This is a genomic window from Lujinxingia vulgaris, from assembly GCF_007997005.1.
Classification (GTDB): Bacteria; Myxococcota_A; Bradymonadia; order Bradymonadales; family Bradymonadaceae; genus Lujinxingia.
Map to the genome: position 1 here is coordinate 1 of NZ_VOSL01000121.1, position 16,189 is coordinate 16,189.

Below are 16,189 nucleotides of genomic sequence, written 5' to 3' on the forward strand. Positions count from 1 at the left end.
TTCCACCGGCGGCACAGCAGCCTGTGCCGCCGGCGCCTCGCCGACAGCGCCCTGCCCCCCGGCCTGCTGCGCGGAGGCCTGCGCGACCGCCTCCTGGCCCTCTTCGCCGCCTCCCTGGGTCAGCACCCAGGCCGCCCCACCGCCGGCGAGCAGAAGAATCACGATCGCAGCGATGGGCAGAGCTTTGCTTTTGGACGCGGGCTTTGCCGGGCTCTGAAAGGTGCCCATTTGAGGTATCGCCTCGGCGCCGGGCGCCGCCGCAAAAGGCTGAGACTGCGCCGCCGGGGCCCCGAAACTCCCCGAGGCCGGCTGACTCGCTGCAGCGGCCGAGGCCCCGAAATTGCCGGTGATCGCCGGCTCCCTGGCAGGGCGCTGCGGCTGCGCGGCTGGTTTCTGCACGGCGGGCGTCTGCACCGTTCGTGCCTGCTCGGAAGGCGCGGGCATCGAGCCGTCGGCCGCAAAAGGAGACTCGGTGATCATCGTCGCCGCGTCGTCCACCGGCGCCGCTTTCGGCCCACCGGTGGCCACAAACCCCTCGCCACCGGGCGCGCGTTCAAAGAGCGGCGCCGTCTCCAGCGCGCTCTCCGGAATCTGATCGAGGGCCTTGAGCATCGCGTCGGCCGTGGGAAAACGCGCCTCGTAGCTCTTCTCCACGCAGGTCTTGAGCACCTGACCGAGCGCGGTGTTGAGGATCGCCTCGGGGATCGGCACCGGATCATCGCTGATCTGCTGATGGATCAGGTTCCACTGCCCGGTGCCGGCAAACACGCTCTGGCCGGAGAGCATCTCGACCGCAATGAGTCCCAGTCCATAAAGGTCGGTGGGTGGTCCGACGTGCTTCTCGGCGATCTGTTCCGGCGCCATATAACGCAGTGTGCCGACCACGATACCCGCCGAGGTCAGCTCCTCGTCGTCGTCCGACTCCGAAAACACCTTGGCGATGCCGAAGTCGAGCACCTTGGCAAAGTCGGTCTCCCCGTGCATATCGACCAGCATGATGTTGGCCGGCTTCAAGTCGCGGTGCACGATCCCGTAGCTATGCGCCTCCGAGAGGCTCTTGAGCACCTGGCGCACCACATGCTTGACTCGTTTGGGAGAGATCGGCCCCTCGCGGCGCATCAGGTCTTTGAGCGTCTCCCCGCGCAGCGCCTCCATCGTGTAATAGAGCAGGCCCTCCGGGTCATCGCGGAAGTCGTAGATGCGCACCGTGTTGGGGTGGGAGAGGTTGCGAATCGCCATGACCTCGCGGCGAAAGCGCTTGACCATCTCCTCGAACTTCGGGCCGCTGGCCACGAGGATCTTCATGGCGACGTCGCGATCCATGTTAATCTGGCGGGCCAGGTAGACCGCTCCCATGCCTCCTTTTCCAAGGATGTCGCGAATCTCATAGGTGTCGTCGATGACGTCACCGAGCTCAGGCAGGTTCATCATGAGGTTCTTTCCTTAGGGTGCGCGCTGCGGCAGATCACATGCTTAGCGGTGTACCATAGACGGCGCAGATGCTCCAAGCATTGCGCGGCGATCGTTGTCAGAGAGGGGCGTAAATGCTACACCCCGTGATGATCTTCAACATGATCTGCCGACGTCATTTTTCGTGTGACCAACGTCCGGCCTGACCTTTCGATGAGTATGGCCACCTGAAGTGGCGAATTTCTGGAGGAAGATCCGTGGTAGCTAAGATTGCAACAGCCCTGACGGTGATGGCGTTGACGACGGCGATGATGGCCGGCTCCGCCGTAGCCCAGGAGCCGGTGACCAAGCAGGAATTGGCCGACTCGGACCTGGCCACGCTCGTTCAGCTTGCTAGAGAAGCCTACGAGGCCGGTGAGTACGATGTGGCCATTGAGCGCCTGCTGCTCGCCAACCGAAAAGAGCCCGATCCCCGCCTCCTGCTCAACGTGGCGCGCAGCTACGCCCAGGCCGGCGATTGCGCGATGAGCCTGGTGTACTACGCGGCCTTTATCCGCCACCCGGCGGCCCAGGAAGAGCTCATCGCCAGCGCGCAGCAGGCCCTGGATGCCGGCAAAGGCGAATGTGAAGCGTACAGCGAGGAGCTCGGCGGTCGGATCATGTTTGAGTCCGAGCCGATGTTTGCGCGCGTCTACATCGACGATGAGTTCGTGGGCACCACCCCTACCGAGCGCGCCGGCATGGCTCCGGGCACCTACCAGGTGCGCGTGGAACTCGATGGGTACGCCGACTTCACCCGCGAGCTCGAGGTCGTCGCCCAGCAGGACGCCACCGTCGGTGCGCTGCTCGAAGAGCCTCCGGCCGAAGAAGAGCCCGTGGCAACCCCTGCGATTGAAGAGCCGGCGCCGGCCGACGAAGCCGGCGGGTCGGTGAACTACGTGGCCTACGGACTTCTCGGCGCCGGAACCCTGGCGCTGGCCAACGGCCTGATCTTTGACCTGGTCGTCATCCCCGGCATCGATGAAGAACGTAGCCAGCTCGATCCCGGCCAGACCGACGAGTACAACGAGCTGACGCAACGCCGTCAGAGCCGCGCGAATGTGGCCATCGGCAGCTATGTGGCCGGCGGCCTTCTTCTGGCCGGCGGCGGCGCGTGGCTGCTCTACGACTACATGACGCAGAACAGCGCGGACGAGCCCTCGGATGAAGACGCCATTCAGCGTCGTCTGGGGCTGCGCGTGGCACCTGCCATTGGTGCGGAGAGCGCCGGTTTTGTGCTCGGCGGGCGTTTCTAACGCTCGGAGCCGCCGCGCCACGGGGGCGCGGCGGTGCTTGGTGATCCGGCGTCACCCTCTGACGCCGCACGAGACCGACTTGGTGTGTAGGCAACCTACGGGAGCTGCGATGCGGGTCGAAGAGGCACCACAGGTCGGAGACACCCTGGCGCGGCGGTACCGCCTGCTCGAGGAGATCGGAAGCGGGGGCTTTGGCATCATCTTCCGGGCACACGACCTGCAGGGGTCGCGCGAGCTGGCGGTCAAAGTGCTGCATGCCGCCGGCAATCAGCTCGATCAACAACAGCTCGAGCAGCGCTTTGAGCGCGAGGCCATCATGGCCAGCGCCCTGCGCCATCCGCACTCGATCCGCCAGTACGAGCACGGGCGCTGCGCCCAATGTGGCGCGCTCTACATCGCCATGGAGCTGCTCAGTGGCGAGACGCTCTCCGAGCGCATCGTGCGCTGTGGCACCTTTGAGCCGGCGCTGGTCGCACGCGTGGCCCGAGGCGTGCTTCGTGCGTTGAGCGCGGCGCACGCGCTCGACATCGTGCACCGCGACTTGAAGCCCGCCAACATCATGCTCTGCGACTTCGATGGGGAGCGCGACTTTGTCAAAGTCCTGGATTTTGGCATCGCCAAGACGATGCTCGGCAACCATGATCTGACCTCGGCCGGCATGACCCTGGGCAGTCCTACCTACATGCCGCCGGAGCTCCTTCTGGGCAAGGCGCCGGTCCCGGCCAGTGACCTTTATTCGCTGGGGCTTACCCTGGCCGAGACGATTATCGGTGCCCCCCTGGTCCAGGGGGCCACGCCGCTGGAGCGGGCGCGGGTGCAGATCTCGCCTTCGTCCCTTCCGGCTCCCGAGGTGTTGGCGCGACACCAGCTATGGCCGTGGCTCTCGCGCGCACTGGCCAAAGATGTAAGCCAGCGCTACGCCAGCGCCGAGGCGATGCTCGACGCGCTCGACCAGGTGATGCCCCCTCCCAGAGAGCCTGCCACCCTCCGTAGCCCCGCCATCATCGTCGACGCCACCGCTGAGATGGCTGTCGAGCACACCCAGAAGATGGACGCCCTCAACGAAGAAGACAGCGCCACCATGGTCATGGAGGCGCTGCCCGCCGGCATGCTCAAACCGTCTCGTCAAAACGCCGACTTCGGCATCGATGCCACCCAGGAGATGTCGCTCGACGAGGAGCCCGACACCAACACCGACATGCTCCCCCTCTTTGAACGCCTGGAAGCCGACGCCGATGACGCCACCGAGATGATGGAGAATCCCCTTGAGACTCTGCGCCAGATGAAAGCGCGCGGGGAGGGCCCCTTCGCTCCCGGGGCGGCCAGCGCTGCCGACACGTCGTCACGCGCCAAACCGGTGGCTCAGGCTCGACGTCCGACCTATCCCACCGCGCCGCCTCAGCCAGCGAGCCGCGGGTTTGGCCCCTCCCTTAATTCCCAGCCGGCTCCCGCCGGCCAGCAGCTGCCTGCGCCGGGCTTAAGCCCTCCCAAGCCCTCCCGCTCCTCAACGCCCGCCTGGATGACGCCCTTGAACATCGCCGTCGCCCTGCTCTGCGCGGTGGCGCTGGTGCTCATCGCGATCTTGCTGCTGCGCTGACACGCGTTTCGGCTCCCGGCGCCCACCTGGGCCTGGCCCGAGCGCTCAACACAAAAAGCCCCGCCACACGCTTCGCGTGGCGGGGCTTTTTCGTTCAGGGCGCTTGCCCCTTTAAGAACCTCAGCGGTTCTCGCGGCGACGCTCTTCCTTACGGCGGCGGCGCTCCGCTTCACGCTGCTTGCGGCGCTTGGCGACGCTGGGCTTCTCGTAGAAGCGGCGACGCTTAAGCTCGCGGCTCACGCCTTCACGACCGATCTCACGCTTGAGGCGGTTGATCGCACGGTTGACGTTGTTATCGCGAACTTCAACTTCGAGGGGGCCGAGCTTATCGTCTCGTCGGGCCATGTTCAAAATCCTCCGGTGAGGTGCCGGGTGCTGCCACGCCGGCAAATAGGTTGCTACGCGCGCCCCGCTATCTGCGGAGCGTCGCGCAAAATGCGTATCAAAGACTCAGAATCAGTTGAGGAGACGCTGCACGATCGCGCCACCAACCTCCGAGCCGCCCAGCCCTTCGGGCGAGAAGACCAGCCAGAAGGTGCGGAAGGCGTCGAGGTCGTTGGACTCCAGCGCGCCCATCAGGTCGAACTCAAAGTAGGTGTTGAGCAGACCGGAAGAGTCGCGGTGGTAGAGACGCCAGACCTTTCCGTTGGTGAGAATGCCCCAGTTGGTGCCGGTATTCCGCAGGTGGCGGTCCACGTCGAAGGCCGGGCTGTAGGTGCCGTCTTCCGACTCGTACTCATCGAGCGAGGCGCCCCAGCTCAGCGTGCGGACCACACCCAGCGCGTTGGCGAAGAACTCGCGCTCGCCGCGCATGCCCACCACGCGGCGGAAATCTTCGGCCGAGTAGAAGAGGGTGAAGTCGGGGCGCACGTCCTCAGCGTCAACACCCTGGGGGGGAGGCTCGGCCACCGAGGCGCAGTAGCCCAGCGCGCGCAACACGTAGCTCATCCAGTAGTACTGGGTCTCCAACTCACCGGGGCTCTCGTCGAGCTGCGCCTGGCGCTTCTCGAGGAGCTCCTCGATCTCACGAAGGGACTGCTCAATCGCGTCGTTCTCCCACTCCGGGAAGGTCGGCATCTGCTGCAGTCGCTCGTCGACAAAGAAGTTATTGACGTTCTGAAACACTTCGGCCATGAGGCTTTTCTCCCTGATGCTCGCGCGGCGCTCTTCATCATCCATCAAAAAGCGACGCCCGGATGCGTGTGCGAAACCACGTCTGTCGTGTGCAATGTATGTTGTCCCGCGACAAGTCTTGCGGGTGTTCTGGGTCGACCCTGTTTTTACGCAGATCTGGACCGGGGGCGGAATATAAGTAGGCCCACCTACGGTGTCAAGCGCTGACCACCGGGTGGGCCTGGGTGTGATGCTTCAGCTCAGAAGCGATCCTTTTGAGCCTTAATTGACCGCTTCAAACTCGAAGATCACCTGCTCTTCGCGGTTGGTCGAGTCGTTGGCCAGAACGCCAAAGCGGTAGGTGCCGGCGGCGTCGGGCTCAAAGGTGAGGCTTTCGCCGATGCCGCGGGTCAGAAGCGCGCTGCCTTCGGGGCGCTCCAGGATGAACCAGCGGGCGCTGTCGAGAAGCGCCGCGTCGCCGGCGTCGCGAAGGGTCAGGGTGGTCGACTGCCCCACCACCGCCTCATTGGAGAAGGAGGGCTCCACGCTCAGATCCATCGGCGAGGCGCTGACGACGCGGGCATTGATCAGAAGCGTCATCGCCTGCTCCTGGCCGGCGTGGTTGGACTCGATCGCGGCGACCACCCCGTGGTTGAAGGGATCGTCGCCGTCGAAGAAGACTTTTGCGGTGTGCACGCCACCGGGGGGGACGGTGGCCGCAAAGCCCTCAAAGCGGAAGAGGTCGAGGTTGGTCGTGGAGCCCTGCCCCTGCGCGTCGACGCCGCTGATCACGAGATCATCGTTGCCGTTGTTGTAGATCGCCACCTCGCGCTCCACCGCCGGGCCGTCGGAGCGCAGCGAGAAGATCGTCGGATAGAGCTCGCCCACAGCCACCTCGGTGGCGTCACCCAGCAGCGAGACGTTGGTGATGTTGCCGGAGGCCGAGTCGTTGTGACGGATCTCCAGCGTGCCGACCGAAGAGCCTTCGGCGCTGCTGTCAAACTCCACCGTCAGCTCAAGCTCACTGGGCTCGTCCTCCGTCATCCGGGCAACGCGCTGGGTGGTGTAGTCTTCGAGCAGGTTCACGCCGTCGAGCATGATGCGGTAGAACGCGGCCGCTTCGCTGGGGACGATGCGCATCTGGCTCAACGCCAGGGTGGCGCCGCCGTAGTTACGCACCGTCAACGTCTGCGAGGTTGCGTCGGCAAAAGAGAGCTGCAGCGGATCCACCTCGATCAGCGGGGCGTCGCCCACGCCCTGGGTCACCTCAATGGTGATGGCCGAGGAGGTGCTGGTCACCGAGCTGCTGGAGAACTCCAACGTCGTCGAAAACTCAAGCTCCGTCTCCACCGAGGGCGCGTAGGTCAGGGTGAAAGTCTCGGTGCTGTTCGCCGGGATCTCGCGCCCGAAGACCGAGGGGGTGATCTCGAAGACCTGCGCGTTCTCACCGAAGTCGCCGCGCTCAATAAAGAGCGGCGAGCCGGCGCGGTTCTCAATGGTGAACTGCGAGCTCTGCGAGACGCCGGCGGTGGCGTTGGTGAACTGGATCAGGCCGGGCTGCACCGCCATCTCCCCGCTGCCACCGGAGGTGATGAAATAGATGTTGGCCGCGCCTTCCTCGACAATGCCGGAGTTGTTGGAGGCGTTGGTCTCGATGCGCAGCTCGCCGCAGTAACGGTCCTGAATCTCGACGGGCACATCGGCGCCCGGGGTCGGGCAGGTGATGGTGTCGCCGCGACGCAGCAGGAAGTTCAGGTCGTAGCGGTTGCCCACATCAAAAGGCGTGGCCTCAAAGCCGGCGTCGCGGCAGATGCCGCTGCGCAGGCAGACGCCGGCGGTGCCGCACTCGGCGTCTTCGCTGCAGCTTGTGCCCTCATTGGCCTCGCTAATGTCACCGATGAAGTAGCCCTCCAGGCGATCGGGGCGGGCGACCCACTCGATGTTGGTCACGCGCAGATCCCCGTCGCTGGAGTTGCGCAAGATGATCGGCGCGGCGATGGTCTGGGTGCTATCCGAAGGCCCGACCGCGTCGAGCAGAATCTGGGCTTCGGTCAGCTCAATGGTCAGCTCAGGCACGGCATCGGAGCTGAAATTATTGCCCCCACACGCGCCGATAACGAGGCTCATCAGAGCCGTAGCAACAAGCGATTGAATGCGATTCATCTTCACCTTCCGGTTTACTTCGATAGGGCCAGCAGATGCGCCTGCCAGACGATCGCGCCAGCAGAGTGCGTTGAACCGCGACAACCTAGCGGCCCTCCCCGGTTCATTGCAAGCCGCTGCGCGCCGGCCCGCGCGGGAGCCGCCGAGAAGGACGCGCAGGCTCAGCGCAGGCTGGCGAGCTGGAAGGCCGCGACGTCGTCCCAGAGATGGTCGAAGCGCTCGCGCGTGAACGCCGATCCGGAGATAAACCAGTCGACGTGGGGCGGGGTGTGATGCGCGTCGTTAAAATGACCGCATACATCGAGGTGGTCGGCCACCGTGGCGTGAATCACCTGGCCCCAGACCTGCGAGAGGGTGGGCACCACGCCGTCGCTCTCACGCCGACCGGGTAGCGTACCGAACGCGTCCATCAGCACCTGGCGTTGATCGGGCTTTAAGGGCGGGTAGTCCCCGCTGCGCGCGGTGATGATCTGCAACGCACGAAAGAGCACATGCGAGGCGTGGGCGTAGGCATCCACGCCCAGGCGCAGCGTCGTCTTCGGCGAGAAGCCTGGCGCTCGCGTGACCACCGAGCCGTAGCGCACCGAGGGGCGATCGCCGGTCGAGGCGTTAAAAAGATCGATCGCCCCCGGGGTGAGCTGGCCGACGACCGAGCGGTCCACACGAATCTCGTCGAGAAAGGCGCTGATCTCGTCGCGCCGCTCGGCATCAAAGTCTTTAAAAAGCTCGTGGTAGAACTGATCGAGGATCGTGTTATCGAGCCCCACCACGCGATCGAGGCGGGTGACGATGCCCGCCAGCTCAATCAGCGCGCGCAGCGGCAGACGCCCGAAGCGCAGCGTGTAGATCGTGCCCAGGGAGATGGCGCGCAGGATGTTTTCGCCAAAGAAGTTGTTGAAAAACGAGGCCATCGGCGTGCCCAGATGCGGGCTGGCCACCGTAGTCACCGAGCGCACCCGGCGGGCGATCGCCTCGACGTCGACGCTGTCTTCGGTGGGGAGCGAGACCCCCGGGGTGACCAGCAGGCGCGTATCGAGCCCGCCGGTGGAGTGTCCCACCAGGTGAATGGGGCCGCGATCGCCGGCGCTCCGGGCGATCGCCTCGGCCAACACGGCCGCCCGACGCCGGATCGAACCGGTGGGAAGCGTCGGCACACTGTGCACCTCCACCGTATGACCGGCCCGCTCAAAGGCGGTCTGCAGAGCCTCGCGCACGTGATGGAAGTACGTGATGCCGCCCAGGTTGGAGAAGCCGAAGAAGCCGGCGACCAGATACATATGATGATGAGCCATTGCGCGTCCTGCCAGGTGCTGCGGTGAGGGTTGGGCCGGTATTGTGCACGCCTGCAGAGCGAAAGCAATCTTTTGAGCGCGCTGGCCTGAGCCGCTCTGCGCCTTAACTTCAGAGGCATCGGTGAGACAACAGGGGGACGGGGCGCCGCAGGCGCGCCCATCACGGGGGAAGGCATGAGCCACCAGGGTCGAGAGGTGCGCCGCGCGCTCAGCGAGCGGCTCGCAGAGGTCATCGCGGAGTTCTCCGCAAGCCTTCCAGAGCGCGACATCGCCGAGGAGCTCAACCGCCTGGGCGACGATCTTCGGGTGCGCACCGCCTCACCCGCCGATCTTCCCGGTGCCACCTGGGTGCCCGCCGGCCCCACGCCTGCGGTGCTGGAGGTGGAGATCGACAACCTTGCGCGATTTGAACGCATCTGGCGAGGCGTGCTCGCAGAGAGCCGCCTCTGCGTGCGCGTCCCCCCGGGTGAGGGGCGCACACCGGGGAGCCTGCGCCTGCGCGGACCTCGAAGTCGGGGGGCCTGCGCGCGCGGCACTCTGACCTTGACGGTTCGCCGCGCCCGCCTGGAGTCCGGCACACTCCTCCTGGAAGTCGAGCGCCCGGGCCTGGCCACTCGACTTCGCGGCGAGGAGCTTCGACGGCTTCTGGGAGCGGCCAGCGAGGACGACGCGGTGGTGACCCTGCCGGAGTGCCCTCCAGCGCTCTCCTCGTCGGGGCAACGCTACAGCGTGGACCTCGCCACACACCCCTTCGCTGAGGTGCTGCGCCGGCACCTCGACGATCCGACCCCGGGCTACCTGCAGGTGGTTCAGGCGCCGCGCACCACGACCTTTCTGATCGCCGAGCGCGCTGTCTGGGAGGTCTGGCAGGCGCCGCATCCCGAGTCGATCGCGCTCTCCACGCTCCTGCTTCGCGGGGGCCAGTTCGACGCCGAACAGCTCGCGCGCGCCACGGCCCGGGCGCGCTCCCGGGCCTGCTCGCTGGAGCAGGCGCTGCTGGAGCTCAAGCTCCTCTCGGCGCGCCACCTCGCGCTGACCCGCCGCGCGCGCATCCTCTACGTGCTCGCCCCGGACGGCGCGCGCTGGCAGCGCGGTCAGGCCACCTTCTATGCGCTCGATGAGCCGCCCGCGCTCGATCCGTCGACGCGGGTGGAGCTGGGCACCCACCTCTTCGGGCGCGCCTTGAAGGCGCTTCAGGCGCTGGCCGAGCCCGAACTTCAAGCGCAGCTAAGCCGGCTGGGTGCCGGGCCCTTCCTGCTGCGCGAGAAGCCCGGGTTGGGGCGTCGGCAGCTTGCCGCCTCGCCGCAGGTTACCCCGGTGGTGCAGGCCTTGCTTGACGGTCCCTGCCGACCCGCACGCCTGCGCGAACGCGATCTCCCGGAGCCCACCATCGCCGCGGCGCTGCTCGCGCTGCATCACTTCGATCTTCTGCACACCCTCGCTCCGACCCACCGTCAGGCCGCCTCCGGCGACGAGGCCTTTGAGGATCCCGAGATCGACGCGCTGCGCCGCCTGGAGGCGCGCGTCGAGAGCGACGACCACTTCGCCTTCCTGGACCTTCACTGGTCGGCCTACTCCGCGCTTGTGCAGCGCGCCTATCTCAAGAGGCGGGAGCAGGTGCTCAGCGCCGAGCTCTCGACCGACCTTCGCCCCCTCAAAGAACGTCTTCTGGCCCGTCTGGACCAGGCCCACACCGCACTCATCCACCCGCAGCAGCGCGCCGACTACCGCGATGGGCTCTTCGACGCGCTCACGCGCCAGAGCGCCCTCGCGACCTTTCACGCCGACCTGCAAACCGCCCGGGACCAGGGCCACCTGAGCCGCGCCCTGGACCTGGCCCAACGCATTCTGGAGCTTGACCCGGACTGCGCCTCCACCCGCGCTCTGTGCGCCTCAATGCGCGCCGCGCAGGTTCAGCAGCGCACGCCCACCTCGCCAGGGCGGAAGGACTGAGCCTCGCCAGGCGTTAAACTTCCATCAGCCGCCCGCAGCGCCCGTGACGACGCGTTACTTTCCTCTGACGCCAAAGACGGGCACTATAGCGCCTCGACGCCTCCTGCAGCCCGAGTTAGCACTTTGAGCGAAGCCCCCGACATTGCCGACGACAAGTTAATGCGACGCCTGCTCTGGCAGAGCCTGGGCATCATGATCGTGATGTTCGCCACGGCCGCCCTGCTGGGTTACTGGCTGCGCGAGCCCATCACCGAGATGGCCACCAGCTTTGTGCAGGCGCTCGGACCGCTGGGGATCTTTCTGGGGGTGTTGGCCGCCGACGCCATCAGCTTTCCCATCCCCGCCTCCACCTACCTCTTTGCCGGCGTGGCCGCCGACGCCGCGGTGGTTCCGGTGCTCATCGCCACCAGCCTGGCCAGCCTGCTGGGCGGGGCGCTGGCCTATGTCGTCGGCCCCCTGGTAGCCCGCGTCCCCTTCCTGGATCGCCGCCTGGAGCTCTTCCGCCCGCGCGGCGAAGCCCTCTTTAAGCGCTGGGGCGCCTGGGCCGTGGGCATCGCCGCGGTCACGCCGATGCCCTTCTCGGTAGTCTGCTGGCTGGCGGGCATCTACCGCATGCCCTTTAAGCGCTTCTTTACCGCCACGCTGGTGCGCGTTCCCCGGGTGTGTGTCTACTACGCCCTCTTCGCCTTCGGCTGGGCCAGCGCCGCGGCCTGATACCCCGCGCAGAGGTCCGCCTTCAGATGCAGCGCCCGCTCGGGCGCTCCACGGGCCGACCTCTCCCCCGCTTCAAACTCACGCGATCTTAGAAACGCGGCCGCTTCGAGGGGCGAAGCGCCTCCTCATCAAGCTCACCGCAGCGCGGGATCAACGCCGTGCAGGCCTCGGCCAGCCGCTCCAGCCCGTCGCGACGAATGCGGAAGCTGCGCTCATCCATATAAAGATCGCGACGGATCTCGATCTGAATGGCGTGCACCCCCTGCTGGGGCTGCCCGTAGTTGCGCGTGATCCACCCTCCCTTGTAGGGCTCGTTGGAGCGCACGCTGAAGCCCTTCTCACGAAAGTGCTCCTCCACCAGCCAGCGTAGCGTGGTGTCGCAGGACTGCCCCTCCACATCACCCGGCACGATCTCCGCGCGGCGACGCCCCGGATCGTCATGCCCCTTACGCCCCATCGAGGGCATGGAGTGACCATCGAGCAGGATGCAGTAGCCAAACTGGCTCTTAACCCGCTCAATCTCCTCGCGCAGCGCCTGATGGTAAGGGTGGTAGAAGGTGTTGAGGCGGCGCTTAAACGCCGCCTTGCTCATCGGCCCGGCCATCACCGGGGTGCGCGCGGTGGTGGTCCGCCAGACCACGCCCCGGTCCTGATAGTACCCGGGGCGCAGAATGCGCTTTCCGCCCTCGACCGTCTCCGGGGAGATGTCGTCTTCGGCACGGTTCAGATCCACCACGTAACGCGACACGTTGGAGGCGACCAGCGTCGCCCCCAGCTCGGTGGTCTTTGCCCAGATCTGATCCACATAAAGATCCAGATCGCGGCGCAAAACGCGCTCGCCAATGACCATCTCCTCGTGCACGTCGTCGGGGATCCACTCCCCGGCGTGCGGCACGTCGACGACCACCGGGACGCGTTGCTCCTCCGGACGCTCGACTCTCATGATACCTGGTTCGCTCATGCTCCCTCTCGGGTGAACTGCCTCGACCATATGCAGGCAAGTATCACGTCCCGACGATTTCCTCCAGATCTTGTTCGCGTGCCTTTGCAACTCGCTCGTAGCGTTTCTGGAACTGCGCGGTGGCAAACATCACAAAATCGTCCATGGAGAGCCCGAAGGGCAGCTCGTCATAGGCCGCAAACATCTCATCGATCATTCCCAGCGCCAGCGGGAGGAGGTGATTCATGCGCCGATCGATCGCCTCCCAGACCTCATCGCCGTGCTCGGCCACAAGCCTGCTCAAGAGGTACACGCCGTAGGCCAGGTGACGCGATTCATCCTGTTTAAGTTTGCCGACGACCTCGCGCATCGCCGGCATCACATCGTTTGTCTCCAGCATCTGGAAGTAGGCGTGGTAGCCGGTCTCCGCCAGCACACCCTCGACGATGAGGTTGTACGTCACCGACGCCTCGGCCTGAGCCACCGGCGAGGGATCGTTGCGAAGGCGTCCCAGCGCGGTGGGAAGCTCCTGGTAGAAGATCGCCTGGTAGCAGGGCCCGTGAAAACGCGTCAGGTCGCTGGCGTCCTGCGCCACCTCATCGAGGAAACGCCGGAACACCTCCACATGTTTCGCTTCTTCCCAGAGAAAGGAGGTCAGATACATCTCCTCCTCCAACCTCCCCTCCTCAGCCACCACACCGATCAGCGGCAGAAGGTCGAGGGTCACCGACTCCTCGCCGCCCAGAAAGAGCGAGCTTAAGTGCAGAAGCACCTCCCGCTGTTCCGGCGTAAAAGACTCCCAGTCGGCGCGATCCCTGGAAAAATCAAAGCTCTGCGGATCCCAGATGCCGAACTTCTTGGCCTTTTGAAAGAGGCGCATCGGAAAGCTCTCAAAATCGAGCCCTCCGACACGGGTGGACTTGAACACACGGGCCTGACCAGCGCTTGCGATCGTCATTGCTCGCTCCTCGGGGAGGGAGATCGGAGGGAGGCGCACCCGCGCCGGCTCCCGATCTGAAGTTCGGTGTGTGGGGAAGTGTAGGCCCCGAAGCGCGCGCCGGGCAAGGACTTCTGCGTAAAAAGATTCAGCGCGTCTTTTCAGTCGAGGCCGGCGTCCTGGAGCGCGACGCGGATCTCATCGAGCACCATCGGATCGGACTCGCCAGCCAGCGCGTCGCGCAGCGCCGCCGCAGCCTGAGCGCCGCCCAGACGCCCGAGCGCCCAGGCGATATGCCCGCGCACCACGCTGTCATCTTCGCGCTCAAGGCACGCGATCAGCGCCGGCACCTCGTCTGGCGAGCCGGTGTTGCCGACCACCACGGCGGCGTTGCGTTTGAGCCCCCCGAGCTTGGCGCGTTTCATTGGCGAGCGCCGAAAGGTCTCGACGTAGCGCGGATGATCGAAGCTCAACAACTCCAACGGGCTGAGCGTGCGGTAAGCTTCCCGGGGGGCAAAGCCCTCATCGTCGCTGAGCGGCGCGCGGCGGTTCCAGGGGCAGACGGTCTGGCAGATATCGCAGCCAAAGAGATGATCGCCGATCAACGGACGCAGTCGCCTGGGGATGGGACCGCGAAGCTCAATGGTCAGATACGAGATGCAGCGGCGCGCGTCGATGACCTGGGGCGCGATGATCGCGCCGGTGGGGCAGGCGTCGAGGCAGCGGGTGCAGCGCCCGCACCGATCGGCGGCCGGCTCGGCCGGCTCCCCTAAGTCGAGCCCGACGAGCACCTCCGAGATGATCGTAAAGCTGCCGAGCCCCTGCCGGATCAGCAGCGCGTTTTTTCCCACCCACCCCAGCCCGGCCATCCTCGCCAGGTCGCGCTCCAGCAGTGGCGCGGAGTCAACCGCGGGCCGCGTCGCCACCTCGACGCCGGTCTCATTGTGGACGAAGGCGGCCAGCGCGCGCATCCGATCCCACAGAAAATCATGGTAGTCGTCGCCATGCGCGTAGCTCGCCACGCGCAGCCCCCCCTCAAAACGGTCGGTGGGCTGGCGGTAGTTGCTAAGCAGTACGATCACCGAGCGGGTCCCCGGCTCCAGCACACGCGGATCCACCCGCAGCGGCTGGTGGTTCTCCATGTAGTGCATCGCGCCGTGGCGCCCCTCACTGAGCCACTCCTGATAGGCGCGCGCGGTGGGCAGGCGCTCGGCCGGCACGATCGCGCAGGCCTCAAAGCCCAGGCGAGCGGCCTCGGCCTCAATCGCCTGGCGCAACGCGCCCCGCTCCTTTGCGCCCGGCTTGTATGGGTTGGCGTCTACCATCGTCTCATCGCCCTGCTCTGGCGCTTCTGCGCGCCGTTGTTGTGTTGCGAAGCGCTGTGCTATAAGCCACGCGCGCAAACCTGACAAAAGAGGTCGCCTGAGACGACCTCCCTGCAAGGTCCTGGAGTTACCGATGCGGATCTGTCCCAAATGCAACCGTCGCTTTCCCGACAACACGCTCTTTTGTCCGGACGACGGCAAAGCGCTCGTCCACCGCGTCGATAATCCCACGCCGGCCGGCAGCGCACCACCTGCCTCCGCGTCGATGCGCAGCCCGCATCCCACCGGTCAGCAGCCCCCGGGTCAACAGCCGGGGCGCGCGCCGATGCGCACCAACCCGCCGGCGGCAGCGCGCCGCGACACCAGCCCTCCCCTCGATCCGAATAACCTCGTCGGGCAGAGCCTTTTTGGCGAGTACACCATCACCCGCAAGCTGGGTGAGGGGGGCATGGGCGCGGTCTACTTAGCGCAGCAGAACTCCATCGACCAGAAGATCGCCGTCAAAGTCCTGCACGAGCACGCCGCCGAGAGCGATGAGCTGATCCAGCGCTTTCACCGCGAGGCGCGCGTCGTCTCGATGCTCACCCACCCCAACATCATCCGCGTCTTCATCTTCGGGCGCACCGAGGGGGGGCTGCTCTACCTGGCGATGGAGTACGTCGAGGGGCAGAGCCTGCGCGACCGCATGGGCTCGCAGCCGATGGAAGAGATCCAGGCCATCAAGCTGATGAAACAGCTCTGCAGCGGCCTCTCCGAAGCCCACGACCTGGGCATCATTCACCGCGATCTCAAGCCCGACAACGTCCTGCTGACGGACTTCCGCGGGGAATCGAACTTCGTGAAGATCCTCGACTTCGGCATCGCCAAGATAAACGAGGTCGAAGGCGGCCCCGAGCAACAAAAGCTCACGCAGGCCGGCATCGTCTACGGCACCCCGGAGTACCTCTCCCCGGAGCAGGCCCAGGCCATGGAGCTCGACAACCGCACCGACCTCTACAGCCTGGGTGTGATGCTCTATGAGTTGATCACCGGCAAGGTCCCCTTCACCGGTTCCACCCCGGTGCAGATCCTGACCGCGCACGTCTTCAACGAGGTCCCCCCGCTGGCCACCGCCGCACCAGGACCGGTAGCGCCGACGATGCAACGCATCATCATGAAGGCGCTCGCCAAGGACCCCGACGAGCGCTTTCAGGACGCGATGGAGATGTTCGAGGCGCTGGTGGCCCGCGAACAGGAGATCATCCGCGAGCGCGGCTTGAGCGGACGCGCCGCCTACGTACCCGGGATGGAACTCACCGGAATGTACCGCGCCGTCGACTTAAGCCAGCAGCAGCCCGCTCAGGCCTCGGCGGCCTCGGTCGAAGAGGTCGAGAGCGCGCCGACCCTGGCGATGCCCGCGCCGGTCAGTGGCGCCCAGCCGGCAGGGAGCGGGGTGGCCGCGGCCGCCGCC

13 protein-coding genes are annotated in these 16,189 nt (G+C 66.0%); 5 read left to right on the forward strand and 8 right to left on the reverse strand.

All coding sequences use genetic code 11. The features are described 5' to 3' along the window. A partial coding sequence (locus FRC96_RS16910; protein WP_146976166.1) for a serine/threonine protein kinase occupies positions 1-1,431 on the reverse strand: 1,431 nt, incomplete at its 3' end. 236 nt (positions 1,432-1,667) lie between these two features. Between FRC96_RS16910 and FRC96_RS16915 the strand changes: the two genes are divergently transcribed. Next, positions 1,668-2,705, forward strand: coding sequence for a PEGA domain-containing protein (locus tag FRC96_RS16915; protein ID WP_146976168.1), 1,038 nt, complete (start codon positions 1,668-1,670; stop codon positions 2,703-2,705). 109 nt (positions 2,706-2,814) lie between these two features. Then, positions 2,815-4,302, forward strand: coding sequence for a serine/threonine-protein kinase (locus tag FRC96_RS16920; protein WP_349632754.1), 1,488 nt, complete (start codon positions 2,815-2,817; stop codon positions 4,300-4,302). A 120-nt stretch (positions 4,303-4,422) separates the two neighbouring features. On the opposite strand, the gene rpsU is transcribed toward FRC96_RS16920, so the two are convergent. The 4 genes from rpsU to FRC96_RS16940 all read right to left on the reverse strand — a co-directional run bounded on the left by rpsU (position 4,423) and on the right by FRC96_RS16940 (position 8,870). Further along, positions 4,423-4,647, reverse strand: a complete 225-nt coding sequence (rpsU, locus tag FRC96_RS16925; protein WP_115603347.1) for a 30S ribosomal protein S21 — start codon at positions 4,645-4,647, stop codon at positions 4,423-4,425. Positions 4,648-4,758: 111 nt separating this feature from the next. Further along, a complete protein-coding gene (locus FRC96_RS16930; protein WP_146976171.1) occupies positions 4,759-5,436 on the reverse strand; it encodes a hypothetical protein in 678 nt (225 codons plus the stop codon). A 261-nt stretch (positions 5,437-5,697) separates the two neighbouring features. Further along, the gene (locus FRC96_RS16935) at positions 5,698-7,578 is read right to left on the reverse strand and encodes a choice-of-anchor D domain-containing protein (protein WP_146976172.1); all 1,881 of its coding nucleotides are present in this window, start codon (positions 7,576-7,578) and stop codon (positions 5,698-5,700) included. Positions 7,579-7,739: 161 nt separating this feature from the next. Continuing rightward, the gene (locus FRC96_RS16940) at positions 7,740-8,870 is read right to left on the reverse strand and encodes an esterase/lipase family protein (RefSeq protein WP_146976174.1); all 1,131 of its coding nucleotides are present in this window, start codon (positions 8,868-8,870) and stop codon (positions 7,740-7,742) included. A gap of 174 nt (positions 8,871-9,044) precedes the next feature. On the opposite strand from FRC96_RS16940, the gene FRC96_RS16945 reads away from it, so the two are divergent. Continuing rightward, positions 9,045-10,823, forward strand: coding sequence for a hypothetical protein (locus tag FRC96_RS16945; protein WP_146976176.1), 1,779 nt, complete (start codon positions 9,045-9,047; stop codon positions 10,821-10,823). Positions 10,824-10,946: 123 nt separating this feature from the next. Continuing rightward, positions 10,947-11,537, forward strand: coding sequence for a YqaA family protein (locus FRC96_RS16950; RefSeq protein WP_146976177.1), 591 nt, complete (start codon positions 10,947-10,949; stop codon positions 11,535-11,537). A gap of 88 nt (positions 11,538-11,625) precedes the next feature. On the opposite strand, the gene FRC96_RS16955 is transcribed toward FRC96_RS16950, so the two are convergent. From FRC96_RS16955 to queG, 3 genes are all read right to left on the reverse strand, one after another. Next, positions 11,626-12,480, reverse strand: a complete 855-nt coding sequence (locus FRC96_RS16955) for an N-formylglutamate amidohydrolase (protein WP_230470375.1) — start codon at positions 12,478-12,480, stop codon at positions 11,626-11,628. A 61-nt stretch (positions 12,481-12,541) separates the two neighbouring features. Beyond that, positions 12,542-13,435: a R2-like ligand-binding oxidase gene (locus FRC96_RS16960; protein WP_146976181.1), complete on the reverse strand. Its 894-nt coding sequence runs from the start codon at positions 13,433-13,435 to the stop codon at positions 12,542-12,544. A 140-nt stretch (positions 13,436-13,575) separates the two neighbouring features. Beyond that, positions 13,576-14,739: a tRNA epoxyqueuosine(34) reductase QueG gene (gene queG, locus FRC96_RS16965; RefSeq protein WP_146976183.1), complete on the reverse strand. Its 1,164-nt coding sequence runs from the start codon at positions 14,737-14,739 to the stop codon at positions 13,576-13,578. A gap of 133 nt (positions 14,740-14,872) precedes the next feature. Here queG and FRC96_RS16970 point away from each other — a divergent pair. Then, positions 14,873-16,189: serine/threonine protein kinase (locus FRC96_RS16970; protein WP_146976185.1), on the forward strand; the 1,317-nt coding region annotated here is incomplete at its 3' end.